Source organism: Butyrivibrio sp. ob235 (assembly GCF_900109475.1).
GTDB lineage: Bacteria > Bacillota > Clostridia > Lachnospirales > Lachnospiraceae > Butyrivibrio.
This window is the reverse complement of the sequence record NZ_FOBE01000001.1, coordinates 449395-466383: the sequence shown is the minus strand read 5'-3', so window position 1 is coordinate 466383 and position 16989 is coordinate 449395. Positions and strand designations below refer to the sequence as shown.

18 protein-coding genes are annotated in these 16989 nt (G+C 41.7%); all 18 read left to right on the top strand.

What is annotated here, in order from left to right; genetic code table 11:
• Positions 1–17 precede the first annotated feature (17 nt).
• The 18 genes from BMW61_RS01970 (at position 18) to BMW61_RS01885 (ending at position 16989) form a co-directional block, all read left to right on the top strand.
• Positions 18–1601, top strand: coding sequence for a FapA family protein (locus BMW61_RS01970; RefSeq protein ID WP_091819537.1), 1584 nt, complete (start codon positions 18–20; stop codon positions 1599–1601).
• Positions 1602–1673: 72 nt separating this feature from the next.
• Positions 1674–2033 (top strand): hypothetical protein, encoded by a 360-nt coding sequence (locus BMW61_RS01965; RefSeq protein WP_022760140.1) that lies wholly within the window; start codon positions 1674–1676, stop codon positions 2031–2033.
• A 70-nt stretch (positions 2034–2103) separates the two neighbouring features.
• A complete protein-coding gene (locus BMW61_RS01960) occupies positions 2104–3378 on the top strand; it encodes a DUF6115 domain-containing protein (RefSeq protein WP_091819535.1) in 1275 nt (424 codons plus the stop codon).
• 30 nt (positions 3379–3408) lie between these two features.
• Positions 3409–4212 (top strand): hypothetical protein, encoded by an 804-nt coding sequence (locus BMW61_RS01955; protein ID WP_091819534.1) that lies wholly within the window; start codon positions 3409–3411, stop codon positions 4210–4212.
• A gap of 224 nt (positions 4213–4436) precedes the next feature.
• Complete coding sequence (rpsB, locus tag BMW61_RS01950; protein ID WP_022760137.1) at positions 4437–5183, top strand: 30S ribosomal protein S2; 747 nt, start codon at positions 4437–4439, stop codon at positions 5181–5183.
• Positions 5184–5241: 58 nt separating this feature from the next.
• On the top strand, positions 5242–6192 hold the full coding sequence (gene tsf, locus BMW61_RS01945) for a translation elongation factor Ts (protein ID WP_091819533.1): 951 nt from the start codon (positions 5242–5244) through the stop codon (positions 6190–6192).
• A 102-nt stretch (positions 6193–6294) separates the two neighbouring features.
• Positions 6295–7047 carry a septum site-determining protein MinC gene (locus BMW61_RS01940; RefSeq protein WP_049946024.1) on the top strand — a complete coding sequence of 251 codons (753 nt, stop codon included), beginning with the start codon at positions 6295–6297 and terminating at the stop codon, positions 7045–7047.
• A gap of 19 nt (positions 7048–7066) precedes the next feature.
• Positions 7067–7855: a septum site-determining protein MinD gene (gene minD, locus BMW61_RS01935; protein ID WP_022760134.1), complete on the top strand. Its 789-nt coding sequence runs from the start codon at positions 7067–7069 to the stop codon at positions 7853–7855.
• Positions 7856–7869: 14 nt separating this feature from the next.
• The gene (gene minE, locus BMW61_RS01930) at positions 7870–8157 is read left to right on the top strand and encodes a cell division topological specificity factor MinE (RefSeq protein WP_022760133.1); all 288 of its coding nucleotides are present in this window, start codon (positions 7870–7872) and stop codon (positions 8155–8157) included.
• Between the two features lie 158 nt (positions 8158–8315).
• On the top strand, positions 8316–8753 hold the full coding sequence (locus BMW61_RS01925; protein ID WP_026497409.1) for a MarR family winged helix-turn-helix transcriptional regulator: 438 nt from the start codon (positions 8316–8318) through the stop codon (positions 8751–8753).
• 142 nt (positions 8754–8895) lie between these two features.
• Entirely contained in the window at positions 8896–10833 is a 1938-nt protein-coding gene (locus BMW61_RS01920) for an NADH-quinone oxidoreductase subunit 5 family protein (RefSeq protein WP_022760131.1), read from the top strand.
• Positions 10833–11699 carry a respiratory chain complex I subunit 1 family protein gene (locus BMW61_RS01915; RefSeq protein WP_022760130.1) on the top strand — a complete coding sequence of 289 codons (867 nt, stop codon included), beginning with the start codon at positions 10833–10835 and terminating at the stop codon, positions 11697–11699. Before BMW61_RS01920 ends, BMW61_RS01915 begins: the two co-directional genes overlap by 1 nt.
• 11 nt (positions 11700–11710) lie before the next feature.
• Positions 11711–12400, top strand: a complete 690-nt coding sequence (locus BMW61_RS22775; RefSeq protein ID WP_044958366.1) for an NADH-quinone oxidoreductase subunit B family protein — start codon at positions 11711–11713, stop codon at positions 12398–12400.
• Complete coding sequence (locus BMW61_RS01905) at positions 12400–12732, top strand: NADH-quinone oxidoreductase subunit C (protein ID WP_026497412.1); 333 nt, start codon at positions 12400–12402, stop codon at positions 12730–12732. The genes BMW61_RS22775 and BMW61_RS01905 overlap by 1 nt, the downstream gene beginning before the upstream one ends.
• A 51-nt stretch (positions 12733–12783) precedes the next feature.
• A complete protein-coding gene (locus tag BMW61_RS01900; protein WP_022760127.1) occupies positions 12784–13869 on the top strand; it encodes a hydrogenase large subunit in 1086 nt (361 codons plus the stop codon).
• Between the two features lie 28 nt (positions 13870–13897).
• Positions 13898–14410: a 4Fe-4S dicluster domain-containing protein gene (locus BMW61_RS01895; RefSeq protein ID WP_242876577.1), complete on the top strand. Its 513-nt coding sequence runs from the start codon at positions 13898–13900 to the stop codon at positions 14408–14410.
• A 2-nt stretch (positions 14411–14412) separates the two neighbouring features.
• Positions 14413–16743 carry a carbamoyltransferase HypF gene (hypF, locus tag BMW61_RS01890; protein WP_091819531.1) on the top strand — a complete coding sequence of 777 codons (2331 nt, stop codon included), beginning with the start codon at positions 14413–14415 and terminating at the stop codon, positions 16741–16743.
• A gap of 27 nt (positions 16744–16770) precedes the next feature.
• The gene (locus tag BMW61_RS01885) at positions 16771–16989 is read left to right on the top strand and encodes a HypC/HybG/HupF family hydrogenase formation chaperone (RefSeq protein WP_022760124.1); all 219 of its coding nucleotides are present in this window, start codon (positions 16771–16773) and stop codon (positions 16987–16989) included.

Below are 16989 nucleotides of genomic sequence, written 5' to 3'. Positions count from 1 at the left end.
TTGACAGGAGGGTATGAATGAACGGTTATTTTCAACTAATCACTATGCCCACTACGACCGGTATAAAGGTTTTTCCGCCTACAGATTTCGGAGAAACCCTTCAATATGATGATATCAAGGAATACCTTGATGAAAGATCAATAAGCTATAGACCACAAGTGCTGAACGAGGCTGTTACGCAAGCGACAGGAGAGCTTGTTGTTTTAAACGACAACGCGGCTTTCCCGGAAAGAGAGAGCTACAGGCTCACTATTTCCCGTGACCATATGGAGGCCTCGGCATTTTTTTATGCGCCTTCCGAAGGTGCAGAGGAGATGACCCCTAAGGAGTTTATCGAAGATCTTGCGTACAGAAATATTGTATTTGGGATAGATTCTGAAGCTATAAGCAACTATTTCTCTGATAGAGAATATTGCAAGGAAATCGTGGTGGCAAAAGGGTCAAAAACAAGAGAAGGGACCAATGCGAAGGTTGATTATACCTTCAAGGCGGATTTGCATGCGAAACCCACTATGCGTGAAGACGGCAGTGTTGACTATTTTAATCTGAATATTATTAACCATGTACATAAAGGCGAGCAGCTTGCCATACTAACGCCCGAAGATCCCGGAGATCCCGGACAGAATATTTATGGCGAGATTTTGAATCCTCATCCCGTAAAGGCATTAAAGCTTGTTCCGGGCAAAAATACTTATCTTTCCGAGGATGGGCTCGTTTTATATGCTGATGCAGATGGGCATGTCACTTTGAAGGACGGTAAAGTTACGGTAAGTAACGTTATAGAGTTTGAAAACGTTGATGTCTCGACGGGAAATATAAATTATGACGGAAGTGTGGTAGTAAAAGGAACTGTAGCATCAGGTTTTTCAATTAAAGCAGGTGCAAATATTATCGTAAAAGGTGTTGTTGAAGGTGCCAGCTTAAATGCCGGAAGCGATATTATTCTGGAACGCGGCATTAACGGTATGGGTAAAGGAGAAATAAAGGCCGGAGGTAATATTGTTACCAAGTTTATTGAAAATTCGAAAGTAACTGCGAAAGGAAGTGTTACAAGCGAGAGTATCCTTCATTCAAATGTTTCTTCCGGAACGGAAATCAACGTTTCCGGTAAAAAGGGATTTATTGCGGGCGGCAGAGTTACAGCTACTGATAAGATAACCGCGAAGGATCTCGGAAGCGATATGGGTGCCACAACTATTATTGAAGTCGGTGCAGACCCTAATATCAAGGTAAGGATAAGAGAGCTTCAAAAGGCGGTTGCAGATTCTACTAAGCGTCTGGTTACAATAAAGCCGACTGTAGAATCTATTACAAAAAGACTTAAAACAGGCGGACAGCTTTCACCGGAACAGACCAGACAGGCTCAGCAGCTTATCACAATGAATAAAGTTCTGGTATCTCAGATTGAGAAGAACAATAAAGAACTTGAGCAGCTTCAGCAAAAGCTTGCGGATTCAAAGGATGCTTACGTCGTAGTTGAAGGGACGGCATATCCGGGAATTACAATTCATATCGGTGATCAGCAGACTACGCTCAAAACAGAATCTACTTATTGCAGATTCGAACTTAGGGATGGATATGTAAAAACCGGGCCAATATAATGTTTTTGGCGTTTTGGTACGATATAATAATTATAGAAAGGGGAGATATATTGCGGGAGAAGGGAGGTAAATATGTCGATTAACAGAATTGATTTTCAGGGCAATGTTTTAAGAACTAACGATTTTTCACAGATTAAGCAAAATGAAGACAACAAGGTCTTCACTGATCAGAATGCCTTCCAGACCGAGTTCAACAAAGAAGTTGATCAGAAGTCCAATTCTGTGATTAAGAAAGAAGACGTCTCCCAGCAGGAAAAAGAAAAACACGATGCCAAAGAAAAAGGAAAAAATGAGTACTTTGGAAATGGCGGAAAAGGTAAAAACAAGTATAGAACTCCCGAGGAGCTTGAAAAGCTGTCTGAAACCCTTATAGGGGCCGATGGAAAGCCTTTGGATATGCATATTTCCTCGGGGTTTGACTTCAAAATCTGAACACTTTATAATACTAGATAATGTATTTCGTTATGGAGGAGCGGGATACTTTTGCTCGAGTGGGGATGTTATGATAAGTGTCACGGAAATAATTTTAATCGCCGCCGGAGTCCTGGCGGTTATAATAGGGTATCTGATTCCGGGAGGCAAAGAGGCTGCCGGTTTCGATTTTGACAAGACCAATCAGAAGATAAATGATATGGTTTCCAAAGCGATCAAGAATTCTCAGGGACAAATTGATGAGATGCTTGATGATTGCATGGAGGAGGCAATTAATAAGGCCGAGCGTGCAATGGACAGGGTAACCAACGAGAAGATGTCTGCCATAAGCGAATATTCAGATACTGTCATGAATGATATCCATAAAAATCATGATGAAGTAGTTTTTATGTATGATATGCTTAATGACAAGCACAAGAACCTCAAAAACACTGTTTCTGAGGCTAATCGTGCTGCCAAGGAAGTAAAGGAAGCAGAAGCTAAAAGGCAGGCTGAGCTTGAGGAAGAGGCCAAAAAACAGGTTGAACTGGAGGCTCAGGCCAGAGAACAGGCTCTTCGCGAAGAGGAAGAAAGAAGACAGGCAGAGCGTGAAGCGGAAGCGCGAAGAAGAGCTGAGATAGAGGCTGAAGCAAAAAGAAAAGCGGCTGAGGAAGAAGCAAGACTACGCGCCGAGGAAGAAGCCGCAAGACAGGCTAAGTTACAAGAAGAAGCCGCAAGACAGGCCAGATTACAGGAAGAAGCGAAGCAGGCGGAGATTGAGGCAGGGGTGCAGGAGGAATCAGCACCGCAGTTTTCATCACTTGCCGATATTCTTGACAGAGCTGATGCTGCTGCAGCTAAAAAGACTCAGAACAGAGTAATAGGTTCGGAGCCTGAAAGTGCAGCCCAGGCTATGTCGGAAGAACTGGAGTATTATGATAACGAGCCAATGGAACTTCGCTCACAATATTGGCCGGATTCAGATGAGAATGATTTTCTTGATGATATTGCTGATGAGGTTATTGAGAACACTCCCCTCGTACAGCCTGAAATTCAGACTGCTGTTGCTGTAGATGATTCTACTGAACAAATCCCAATGGAAGAGGCACCTGCTCAGGTTGAAAAGCCTGCGAAGGTAGTTTCAATTTCCGATGCTACAAGGAAAAAGACTATTGAAGAGGTGGTTGTTCCGAATAATGATGTAATAAGTGATCCCGCTTCAAGAAATCAGAAAATACTTGATATGCATAAGGCAGGAAAGTCAGCGGTAGTCATTGCGAGAGAACTGAGACTTGGCATAGGAGAGGTTAAGCTTGTAATAGATCTTGCCGGAAAACATAAGAAAAACCGCAGTTCAATAATGTAACAGCGGCTTTGGGGGAATGAAAGAGTTATCATGAAACTAAAATATTATTTAAGGGGACTTGGTCTTGGAATTGTCCTTACAGCTGTGATAATGGGTATTGCGCTTGGAAAACGTACTGCCAAAATGAGTGATGAGGAAATAATAAAGAGGGCTAAGCAGCTCGGGATGGTTGAAGCCGAAAGTACGTTGTCAAGCTATTCGGAGACGGCTAAGAATTCGGAGGTAATCGATGAAGCCAATAACACTGCATCCGATTCGCAAGTGGATGAAAAAGGAGAAGAAATATTTGAAGAAATCCACGAAGACGAGTCTGCGGCAGGTGAATCAGTTCCTGAAGTGGATGAAAAGACGCAGGAGAGCGAACCGACTGGAGAAAGCAGTGAAAGCATTTCAGCCGAAGAAGATGTTAAGCTCGCTTCGGATGACGCTTCTGAAACAGCTTCCACAGAAACTCTTCAAGCCGAAGAAACAGGAGCAGAAACTTCAGAAACAGAAACTTCAGAAACAGAAACTTCAACAGACGAGGCGGAAACTGCCCCGGAAGAAGCCTCAGTAAGTGAAGCTGCTTCTGCAAACGATTCTTCTAATGAAAGTTCAGAAACTTCTCAGGTGGCAAACAGCAGTGATACAAATTATGTGGTTGTTGTTTTGCCAAGCGGCAGTGATTCGGATGATTGTGCCAGAATTTTAAGAGAGGCGGGGATTATTACTGACGGAGTAGAGTATAATAACTACCTTATAAGTACCGGGAAGGACAGATTTATACGATCCGGAACGAAACAGATCCCTCGAGGTGCTTCCTTTGAGGAGATCACATCAATAATTACCAAATAAAAATGTCTTGTCAAAAGCCCAAAATCATGGTATTCTTATGAGGCTGTGAGCATTTGGGCTTTTTTATGCCCATTTTTAGCTGACAGTGTAGCAAATAAACACGCATTTCCAGATTTCATCCGGTGTCTGACATGGATAGGGTGATAGCTTTCCAAAGGATTTAACGCCCCTTTGGGTTAAAAGAGCAAAGAAATGCGGAAGATTAACCAAATGGAGGTAATAACATGAGCGTTGTATCTATGAAACAGTTACTTGAAGCAGGTGTACATTTCGGACACCAGACCAGAAGATGGAACCCTAAGATGGCTCCTTACATCTTCACAGAGAGAAACGGTATCCACATTATTGATCTTCAGAAGTCAGTTGTTAAGGTTGACGAGGCTTACAAGGCAGTATTTGAGATCGCATCACAGGGTGGTACAGTTCTTTTCGTTGGTACTAAGAAGCAGGCACAGGATGCAGTTAAGTCTGAGGCTGAGCGTTGCGGCATGTACTATGTAAACGAGAGATGGCTTGGTGGTATGCTTACCAACTTCCGTACAATTCAGAGCAGAATTGATCGTCTTAAGAAGCTTGAGAAGATGCAGGAAGATGGTACTTTCGATGTTCTTCCTAAGAAGGAAGTTGCACAGCTCAAGAAGGAATATGAGAAGCTTGACAAGGTTCTTGGCGGAATCCGCGATATGAAGAGAATCCCTGATGCTATCTTTGTAGTAGATCCTAAGAAGGAAAGAATCTGCATTCAGGAAGCTGAGGCACTTGGTATTACACTTATCGGTATCGGCGATACAAACTGCGATCCTGATGAGCTTGATTTCATCATTCCCGGAAATGATGATGCTATCCGTGCAGTAAAGCTTCTTGTTGGTAAGATGGCTGACGCTGTTATCGAGGCTAACCAGGGTGCAGAGAACCTTACATCTGAGGAGCAGGTTGCAGACGAAGAGGCTGCAGAGGCTACTGAGGAGTAATCCTTATTCAGAATATTATTTGAAAAATATAATTTAAATATCGTGGAGGATAATACACATGGCTATCACAGCAGCAATGGTTAAAGAGTTACGTGAGTCTACCGGCGCAGGTATGATGGAGTGCAAGAAGGCTCTTACTGAGACAAACGGAGACATGGACGCAGCAGTTGAGTTCCTTAGAAAGAACGGTCAGGCTAAGGCTGAGAAGAAGGCTAGCAGAATCGCAGCTGAGGGCCTTACAAGAATCGCAGTTAAGGATGATAAGACTGCAGCAGTTGTAGAGGTTAATTCAGAGACAGATTTCGTTGCTAAGAACGAGCAGTTCCAGACTTTTGTTGAGGCAGTTGCAAAGCAGGCTGTTGAGTCTGATGCTAAGGATATGGATAGCTTCATGGCTGAGAAGTGGAATGTTGATACTTCTAAGACAGTTAAGGAAGCACTTATCGATATCACAGCAGTTATCTCTGAGAAGCTCAGCATTCGTCGTTTCGAGAAGGTTACTGCAGAGAACGGTATTGTAGTACCTTATGTTCACGGTGGCGGAAGAATTTCTGTTCTTGTTGAGGCAGATACAGATGTTGTTAACGATAACATCAAGGATGCTATCAAGAACATTGCAATGCAGATTGCAGCACTTTATCCTAAGTATGTTGATATGAACGATGTTTCTGAAGAGTTCAGAAACCATGAGAAGGAGATTCTTCTTGCTCAGGCTACTAAGGAGAATGAAGAACTTCCTGAAGGAAAGAGAAAGCCTCAGCAGATCATCGAGAAGATGCTCGAGGGCCGTCTCCAGAAAGAGCTTAAGGAGATCTGCCTTAACCAGCAGGTTTACGTAAAGGCTGAAGATGGTAAGCAGACTGTTGCTCAGTATGTTGCTCAGGTTGCTAAGGAGAATGGCGCAAACCTTTCTATCAAGCGTTTTGTTCGTTTTGAGACCGGTGAAGGCATCGAGAAGAGAGAAGAGAACTTCGCAGAAGAGGTTGCTAAGCAGGCAGGAATGCAGTAATATTCCTATCAAGTATTAGATTTGATTGCCCTTGCCGTTATATAACGGCAGGGGCGTTTTTATTGAATAATATCGAAAAAGTTTGTTTGGGAGGAGTTATAGATGGGGGCAGTTAATCTTAAAGGTACGGGAAAAGGAATTATCCTTGAACTGGATCCCAAGGAGTCATTTGAGATTCTTGTTAAAGAGATTGCTGACAAGTTCCGTGAATCAAAATCCTTTCTGGGAAAAGCCTCTATGGGGATGATAATAAGAGGCAGGACTCTTTGTGACAAAGAAGAGAATGAAATTCTTGATACTATTTCCAATAATTGCGATATAGATGTGTGCTGTGTTATCAGAGATGATCCGGACACCGACAGAATTTTTGCAAGCTATGTAAAACAACCTGTAATTGTACAACAGGAAGAGGATAGTAAACCGGATGAAGAACAGTTAGGGATTGATCCGGATATTATAAAAAAACAGGCAGATATACATACGGGTAATCTGAGATCCGGCCAGGACCTTTCTTTTGTCAAAAGTGTAGTAATTCTGGGGGATGTTAAACCCGGAGCATCAGTAAGTTCGGAGGGCAATATTTTTGTTATGGGGGCTCTTAGAGGCAGTGCACATGCAGGAAGCACAGGCGATGAGAGTGCTTTTATAATGGCGTTGGAGCTTGATCCACTGCAGGTCAGAATTGCCGATAAGATTGCTATTTCTCCGGATTCAGATGAGGGCCCCAGGCTGAAAATGAAAAGTTTTATGAAAGGTCAGACTGACAAAAAAACCGAGGTGGCATATATTTTAAACGGACATATTGTAAAAGATGTTTACGGCGCAGCATTTTTGAGAGATAATCGTTTTATATAAATTTTCTATGGAGGGTTGTATGGGAGAAGTAATAGTCGTAACTTCCGGCAAAGGCGGTGTTGGAAAAACAACAACTACTGCAAATATTGGTACAGCGCTTGCAAAGCTTAACAAGAAGGTTGTGCTGATTGATACCGATATTGGGCTAAGAAACCTTGACGTTGTCATGGGTCTTGAAAATCGAATCGTGTATAATCTTGTCGATGTTGTTGAGGGGAGTTGTAAGGTGAAGCAGGCGATGATAAGAGATAAGAGATTTGATACTCTATTTCTTTTGCCGGCGGCACAAACCAAGGATAAGACCAGCGTGACACCTGATCAGATGAAGATGCTTTGTGAGGAACTGAAGCAGGAATTTGATTATGTTATTATGGATTGTCCTGCCGGTATAGAGCAGGGCTTTAAGAATGCTATAGCAGGTGCAGAAAGAGCTATTGTTGTTACTACTCCTGAGGTTTCTGCTGTACGAGATGCAGATAGAATAATTGGTCTTCTGGAAGCTAATGAGATAGGACAGACTCAGCTTGTTGTCAATAGAATAAGACCGGAGATGGTTAGAAGAGGCGATATGATGAGCGCCGATGACGTTGTGGATATTCTTGCTATTGATCTTCTTGGTGTCGTACCGGACGATGAGAATATAGTTATTGCAACCAATAACGGAGAACCGCTTGCAGGTGACAGTACACTTGCGGGACAGGCATATATGAATATATGCCGAAGGATACTTGGTGATTCTGTTCCGTTCCTTGATCTTGATGAGAGAAAGGGATTGTTCGCAGCTATAGCCAGCGTTTTCCATAGGTGATAGGGGGATATGTCATGAATCTGACAGATGTTTTTAAGAAAAAAACTTCCGGTCAGGCAGCCAGGGATCGCCTTAAACTTGTTCTGGTTTCTGACAGGCAGAACTGTTCACCTGAAATAATGGATCGAATTAAAAATGATATAATCGAAGTGCTTTCAAAATATGTTGAAGTGGATAAAGAAGGCCTTGATATTAAGTTTACACAGATGGATACAGAAGGGACAGGCGATGAAAAGAAATGTGTTCCTGCCCTATATGCGAATATACCGATTAAGAATATTAAGCATCAGGTGAAAGAATAAAAATATGAGGATGCGGTCAGCATCCTTTTATTTTGGAATCAATCATTTAAATTTTGATTATATTTTTATTAAAAATATTGATTTTGACTGACAATGTGCTATTATAAGATAGCAGTATAATTGCTCGCAATTTAATTTGTTGTTATTTGGAGGGAAAAATGAGTAAAGAAAACTTTGATCAATTAAAGCTTGAGAATCAGCTTTGTTTTCCGCTTTATGCTTGTTCTAAGGAGATAATAAGAGCTTATAAGCCTTATCTGGATGAACTGGATCTGACATATACTCAGTACATCACGATGATGGTACTGTGGGATAAAAAGGAGATGAATGTAAAGAGCCTTGGGGAATGCTTATACCTTGACTCCGGTACTCTTACGCCTGTTTTGAAGAAACTTGAGAGTAAAGGATATATAAAAAGGACCAGATCCAAGACAGATGAGCGTAATCTTCTAGTATCTATTACACCTGAAGGAGAGTCGATAAAGAATCAGGCTAAAGATATCCCTGGAAAAATAGGAAACTGCGTAAAGCTTTCCGAAAATGATGCTAAAGAACTTTACAGATTGCTATATTTGATCATTTCGAAAGTTCGCTAAAATTTTTATAAATTATTTGTTTTTTTTATAACAATTTTTTATGAAAAACTTAGTGTTTTGTGGTAGTATATTTAAGGCAACTTTTGCGGTCTTTTGCAAGGGATTTGCATAATATTATTATCCTGAAAGGGGTGGAGAATCTTTGACTATTTCAATTCTAAAAGCAGTAAGTTTCCTGATTCTTTTTCCATTTGTAATTGCAGTTCTTATGTTCTGCATTAAGAATTCATCACTACTGCGCAATTTTGTTGCAATTGTAGGAGGATTCAGTGTTATGGCTACCGCTATAATGGTAGGCATAAGGGTTCTTTCCATGAAGGGAACTACTCGCAATACATATCTGACTGCGACTGCTCCACATGATCATATTATCATGGGAGGAGAGCTTCTTCTCATGGCAATAGTTGTTTTCCTGAGTATAAAGTATAAGAAGTATTATGCTATACTTTTGTCCATGGTGGGTACAATTCCGGTACTTGCGATGGATTTATCAGGTTATGCGGTAGAGGGAGCGCCTCACTTAAGAGTGGATTTCCTCTCAGCAGTTATGATACTTATTGTTGGTATTGTGGGTATCCTGATCTGTATCTACGCAGTTGGTTATATGAAGGACTATCATAACCACCATACTGAGGTAGAGGACAGATCCAATTATTTCCTGGCACTTTTGTTTGTTTTCGTAGGTGCCATGTTCGGGCTCATTGTGTCCGATAATCTCGGATGGATCTATTTCTTCTGGGAAATCACAAGTGTTTGTTCATTCCTTCTCATCGGCTATACAAGAACCGAGGAAGCTGTAAACAACAGCTTCAGAGCACTTTGGATGAACCTTCTTGGCGGATGCGGATTTGGAGCGGCTCTTCTTGTCTGCAATCTTGTTCTTGGTATTTCAAACTTAAGTCAGCTTACAGCACTTGTTCCGAGACAGAATATGTTTGTAATGGTGCCTGTAACACTTATTGCATTTGCTGCTCTTACAAAGAGTGCACAGTTCCCGTTCTCAAGATGGCTCCTTGGAGCGATGGTTGCGCCTACTCCCAGTAGTGCACTTCTTCACTCAGCTACCATGGTTAAGATTGGTGTATATATGCTCATCAGACTTTCACCCATGCTTAACGGAACCTTCACAGGTGTAATGATCACTGTTATCGGTGGATTCACATTCTTTGCAGCATCACTTCTTGCTATCACAGTAAGTGATGGTAAAAAGGTACTTGCTTATTCAACAATTTCAAACCTCGGACTTATCACAGCCTGTGCTGGTACAGGTACTACAGAGGGTGTATGGGCAGCTACAATGCTTATTCTTTTCCACGCTGTATCAAAGTCACTTCTGTTCCAGACAGTCGGTGATATCGAGAACTGCATGCACAGCCGTGACATTGAGGATATGCATGGTCTTATTATCAAGCTTCCTAAGCTTGCATTCATAATGATCATCGGAATTTGCGGAATGTTTATGGCTCCTTTCGGAATGCTAGTTTCAAAGTGGGCTGCTCTTAAATCATTCGTTGATTCAAACTCTGTATGGCTTGTTCTTTTCCTTGTATTTGGTTCAGGTTCAACATTGTTCTATTGGGCTAAGTGGCTTGGAAAGATTTGTACTGTTATTCATCAGTCTTATGAGCTCGAGGATATTACTCCCAAGAGTGAGATGATTTCACTTGTACCGCTTACTATGATGATCATTATCATGTGCTTCGCTTTCCCGAAGATGTCTGACATCATGGTTCAGCCCGTACTTAATGAGGCATTCCACAAAAATATTCCAAATGTTATCGGTGGTTCCGATGTCATCATAATGATGATCATGGTAGCCATGATATTTGCTATTCCTATAGGAAGCAGAATACTTGCCATTGGTAAGAAGAGTAAGATGACTATGTCCTATGTTGCCGGTGTTAATGCCGGTGATGACCGTAATTATATTGACTCTTTCGGAAAGGCAAGACCTCTGTATATGTCAAACTGGTATATGACAGAATACTTCGGAGAGGATAAGCTTCTTGTTCCCAGTATTGTGATTTCTGCAATAATCGTAATCGTAATGCTGATTATAGTTTGCGGAGGTGCTTTCTGATGATTATGACAGTGATTAAGGTTGTTCTTTATATTTTACTCGCACCCATCCTGGGTGGACTCATGGAAGGTGTTGACCGTGTCGTATCAGCCAGAATGCAGAGAAGACAGGGGCCTCCGCTTTTCCAGCCGTTTTATGATGTTTATAAGCTTCTTGCAAAGCAGACCACTGTTGTTAACAGTATTCAGGTTCTCTTTGTGATTGCTTATACAATATTTACTATTTTTACAGGTGCACTTTTCTTTGGTGGCGGTGATATGCTGCTGGTATTCTTCGCTCTGTCAATGTCAGAGGTTATGATGGTTCTTGCTGCATATTCAACAAACGGTCCTTACAGTGCGCTTGGAGCAAACCGTGAGCTTTTGCAGATGATGTGTTATGAGCCCATGATTCTTTTGGTTGCCATTGGTTTTTATGAAGCAAACGGAAGCTTTATGGTAAATGATCTTATTCATGCTGCAAACCCTGCAATCATTAAGATTCCCGGAATGCTCATCGGATTTTTGTTTATACTTACAATCAAGTTTAGAAAATCTCCTTTTGACATGAGTACCTCTCATCACGCACACCAGGAGATGGTTAAGGGTCTTACCTCTGATATTTCAGGTACGAACCTTGCTTTCTATGAGATAGCGGAATGGTATGATGAAGTCCTTATGATGGGTATCGTTGCAATGTTCTTTATTTACAACAATCCTATCAGTATCGTTTGGGCTGTTATTGCATGCATAATATTCTATCTCATGGAGACACTGATAGATAACATATTCCCCCGTGTTAAATACATGGCGATGCTTATTTCCAGCTGGGTAGTAATTCTTGTAACAGCCGGAACAAACTTGCTTATCTTAAGTGTAATTAAGTAAAAGGAGAAACTATGAAAATTTCAAAATCACCCTGGGTGTTACATTATGATGGATCCAGTTGCAACGGATGTGATATTGAGGTTCTTGCAACGATGACTCCACTTTATGACGTTGAAAGATTCGGAATTATAAATACAGGAAATCCCAAGCATGCTGATATTCTGCTTCTTACAGGCGGTATAAATGCTCAGACAGCACCCGTTGTAAGACAGCTTTATAACCAGATGCCGGATCCCAAGGTAGTTATTGCCTGCGGAATTTGTTCCTGTGACGGTGGTATCTTCAAGGAGTGCTATAACATTCTCGGAGGTTCCGATAAGGTAGTTCCTGTTGATGTATATGTTCCCGGATGTGCAGTAAGACCTGAGGCACTTATTGATGGTGTGGTCAAGGCACTTGCAATCCTTGAGGAAAAGAGAGTTAAGGTTAAGGAATCAATGAAGCAGGGTTACTGCACAGTTGATTACAGTAAGATTGCAGTTCGTATGAAGGCTGAGGATTATGATCCGGCTACGCAGTATGATGCAGTTTTGACAGAAGAGGCATTAAGAGAGCAGGCAGAGGCCAAGATGGCACAGACAGCTAAGCCTGCACCTAAGCCGGCAGCGCCCGCTGCTGCAGCTCCTGCGAAGGCAGCTGCACCCGCAGCACCTGCAACTGAAACGGCTGCGCCTAAAAAGGATGAAGGAGGAAACGCCTGATGAATACAGAATTTAAGATTGTTAAGGCGGAGGAAGTCATCGACGAGGCGCAGAAGCTGAAGTTTGATGGTTACCATCTTATGCAGCAGTGTGCGACAAAGACCGCTGAAGGCTATGAACTTGTATACAGCTTTGGCAAGGCACTTGAGGTATTACAGGTCAAGATAATCCTTGAGAATGATCAGCCCATAAACAGTATCAGTCATGTTTTTCCCTGTGCTTTTCTTTATGAAAACGAGATGCATGACCTGTTCGGAATAGATATTCAGATGATCAGTCTTGACTACAAGGGTAATTTCTATAGAACAGCTATAGAAACTCCATTTAAGTAACTTCCTTGTGATTAGTTTGTATTAATAACGTAAATAGAAAGAGGAGATTCTATGTCAACTAGAAGTGTAATTCCTTTCGGACCTCAGCATCCTGTATTGCCGGAGCCCATACATCTTGATCTGGTACTTGAGGATGAGAAGGTTGTCCAGGCTATTCCTTCCATTGGTTTCATCCATCGTGGTCTGGAAAAGCTTGTAGATAAAAAAGATTTTCATGAAATGGTATATGTAGCAGAGCGTATCTGCGGTATCTGCTCACTTGGTCATGGACTTGGCTATTGTGATGCTGTCGAGCACATTATGGACCTTGAAGTGCCTGACAGAGCGAAGTTCCTTAGAACAATGCTTTCAGAGCTTAGCAGAATGCATTCACATATGCTTTGGCTTGGACTTCTTGCAGATGCATTTGGTTTTGAGTCATTATACATGGAGTGCTGGAGAATCCGTGAAGAGATTCTTGATATGTTTGAGATGGCAACCGGTGGTCGAGTTATCTTCTCCATAATGAAGATTGGCGGACTTCGCCGCGACATTCCGGACGATATGCTCAAGGATTTCAGACAGAGACTTGATAGTATTGAAGAAGGCCTTAAGATGGTTAGCAAGCCTTTCTTCGATGATGTTGCTGTTAAGAACAGACTTGTAGGTGTTGGTATCCTTACTCCCGAGAAGGCAGATCTTCTTGGTACAGCAGGTCCTTTCCTTCGTGCAAGTGGTATTGCAAGAGATATCAGATCAACAGGCTATTGCGCATATGATAAGATTGAGTTTGAGCCTATCATCAGCACAGATTGCGATTCTTATGCTCGTACAGAAGTGCGTATCAAAGAGCTCTATCAGTCAATTGATATTATGAGACAGTGTATCGATAAGATGCCTGCAGGTGAGGTTGATTTACAGGTTAAACCTAATCAATTGCCTAACGGTGAGTACATGGCAAGAATTGAGCAGCCAAGAGGTGAAGCTCTTTACTATGTAAAAGCGAACGGTACAAAGTTTATCGATCGTATGAGAGTTAGAACTCCCACATTTGCTAATATTCCTGCACTTGTTGATATTCTGGCAGGATGTGATTTCGCAGATGTTCCGATTCTCGTACTTACCATTGATCCTTGTATCAGTTGTACAGAACGCTAACGCTTATTTAGAAAGAAGGTAGAGAGATTTGAGTCTAATAAATTTTAACGGTACAGTATTAAAAAATCTGTTCTCAAAACCTGCGACTCGTAAATATCCTTTCGAGCCAAAGGTATATCCTGAGCGTACTCGCGGTCATGTACAAAACGACATGGACGTATGCGTACTTTGCGGTCTTTGTTCCATAAAGTGTCCGACACATGCGATAACTGTTGATAAAACTGAGAAGACCTGGTCAATCAGACCTATGAGTTGTATTCAGTGCAGATGCTGTGTTGATAACTGTCCTAAGAAATGTCTTTCTATGGACACTCACTTTACAGAGCCCGGAACCGAAAAGGTTACCAAGACCTTTAAGCAGTCAGAAAAGGCTATTGCAGCTCAGGAAGCACTTATGAAGGCAGCCAAGGAACGTGCGGCAGCCGCAGCGGCAGCAAAGGCAGCTGCAGCAGGAAACGCAGCACCTGCAGCAAATGCAGCATCCGCAGCTAATGCAGCTCCTAAGCCCCAGGCACCTGCAGCAGAGAAAAAGGACGAATAAAAATGAAAGCACTTATCCGTGTTACAGGGGCTGTCCAAGGCGTTGGTTACAGACCGTTTGTAGCAGAGCTTGCAAATAAATATGAGCTCAGAGGAGAAGTGAAGAATCTTGGTGGTATAGTGGAAATAACTGCTGAGGGTGATGGTGATAAGATTAGCTCATTTACAGATGAACTTAAGACTAATTCGCCCTCGGGAAGTATTGTTTTGCGAGTATCACTCGATTATTCTAAATGTAACGAACCGGAAGGTCAAAGTGACCATTCCGGTTTTCGTATTGTAGAGAGCAGCGGAGAATTTGATAAAAATTATTTGCCTGTATTTCCACCGGACATAGGTATATGTCCGACATGTATGAAGGAACTTCTTGATAAAAAAGACAGAAGGTATCGGTATCCGCTCATAAGTTGTGCTTCCTGCGGACCAAGATTCAGTATATTAAAAGAACTTCCCTATGACAGAGAGACGACCACAATGGACGTCTTTTCAATGTGCCCGGTTTGTGAAAAGGAATACAGAAGTGGGAGAAGAAGACATGCCCAGACAATATCCTGTCATGACTGCGGTCCTCAAATCGTTTTCAGGAGCGGAAGTGATGGTGATTTCTTCGAAAAAGAAGATGCTTTGTCACAGGCGATACGGGTTATTAGAGATGGCGGAATTATAGGGATAAAAGGAATAGGCGGATATCAACTTGCCGCAAGTCCATATAATTACGATACGGTAAAAAGACTGCGTCTGCTTAAGGGAAGAGAACAAAAGCCATTTGCAGTTATGTTTGATTCAGTTCGGAAAATAGAGCAGTTCTGTTTTGTTTCGGAACTTGAAAAGAAGTATTTGGAATCTTCGGCAAGACCTATAGTTCTTTTGGATAAAAAAGAGGATCCTTTTGCGGAAAATGTATGTGGAGATTCAAGGCAGATAGGTGGATTTTTACCTTCATCAGGGGTTCACAGATTACTTACTCTTGAACTTTCCGAACTTATCGTGACAAGTGGCAATATTTCTGGGGAACCGATGATAACAGATGATACGGTTTTTGCTGATAAATTCGGGGATAGCATTGACGGGATACTCTATTATAAGCGTGATATTCTGAGACCGCTTGATGATTCAGTTTTACAGATTTATCGAACAGAAGACGACTATGAATGTCCAAGGTTTATAAGGCGCGCCAGAGGATATGTGCCGCTCCCGATGTTTTTGGAAAAGCCGCTTAAGGAAAAAATACTGTATGAGGCTTATGGAGCGGATCTTAAGAATTCCTTTGCTATAGGCTTTGGGGATAGAATTATCCAGAGTCAGTTTTTGGGAGATATGGAAGACTATAGTGTACTAAAGCTTCAAAGATATGAACTGGCGGAATTCGAGAAGTTTTTTAGAACTGACAATTTAAGTACTGAAAAGAAAATTGTCATTTCAGATATGCATCCGGGATATCATTCATCTGCTCTTGCAGATGAGGCTGGTGGGGAACGTCTGAAGATTCAGCATCATCACGCTCATATTGGTTCTGTTATGGCGGAAAATGCACTTACAGAGTGCATTGGTGTAGCATTTGATGGTACAGGCTACGGAACTGATAATACTATTTGGGGCAGCGAATTTCTTATCTGCAGGAGCGGAGATTTTGAGAGGGCAGGACATTTTAAGAGTGTGAAAATTGCAGGTAGTGATGAGGCTATGAAAAATGCGGAAATATCTGCATTTTGCTATCTGTATGATTCAGGTATAGATATACCTGACCATATTCAGAATGAGTCGGAAAAAGGATTACTGAAGGCAGCGCTTCAAAATAATATAAATGTACACAAAAGCTCAGGAATGGGGCGGCTGTTTGATGCTGTAAGCTGTATTCTCGGGGTATGTAATTACAATTCCTATGAGGGTGAGTGTGCTATAAAGCTTCAGAATAAGGCTGAGGATTATTTGAAATCCCGGAAATCCGATGAGATTGTCAAAGACCTTTCGATTTCAGATCTGATCAGGATTAATTATGATAATGAAGAATACATTCCTGATATGCAAAAGCTCCTTGGGTATCTGACTGATAATGCCAATAGAAAGGATATCGGCATGCTCGCTTATGCCTTTCACAATGTGATAGCGCAAATAACTTTAAGAGTATGTCTGAAACTCAGAGAAAGGACAGGACTTAACAGCATATGCCTTTCTGGCGGAGTTTTTACCAATAGGGTTCTTTTGTCATTATGTGAAAGATTACTTGTAAATGATGGTTTTGTGGTATACTATAACCGCGTTTTTCCTACAAATGATCAGGGAATAAGCGCAGGTCAGATATATCTGGCAGACTTAAAGGAAAAATCAAATTAGTATTTATGATATTTGAAAGGAATAATTATGTGCGTAGCAATACCCGGTCGTATTACGCAGCTTAACGGAACAAAGGCAACTGTGGATTTTTCGGGCAACACGGTTGAGGCAGAGGCAGGACTTGTAAAGGTGAAAATCGGAGACAGAGTTCTGGTACATGCAGGCTGCATAATTCAGACAATGAGCGATGAAGAAGCAGATGAGATAGAAGAACTTTTCCGGGAAATAGAGGATATTCAGATTTAA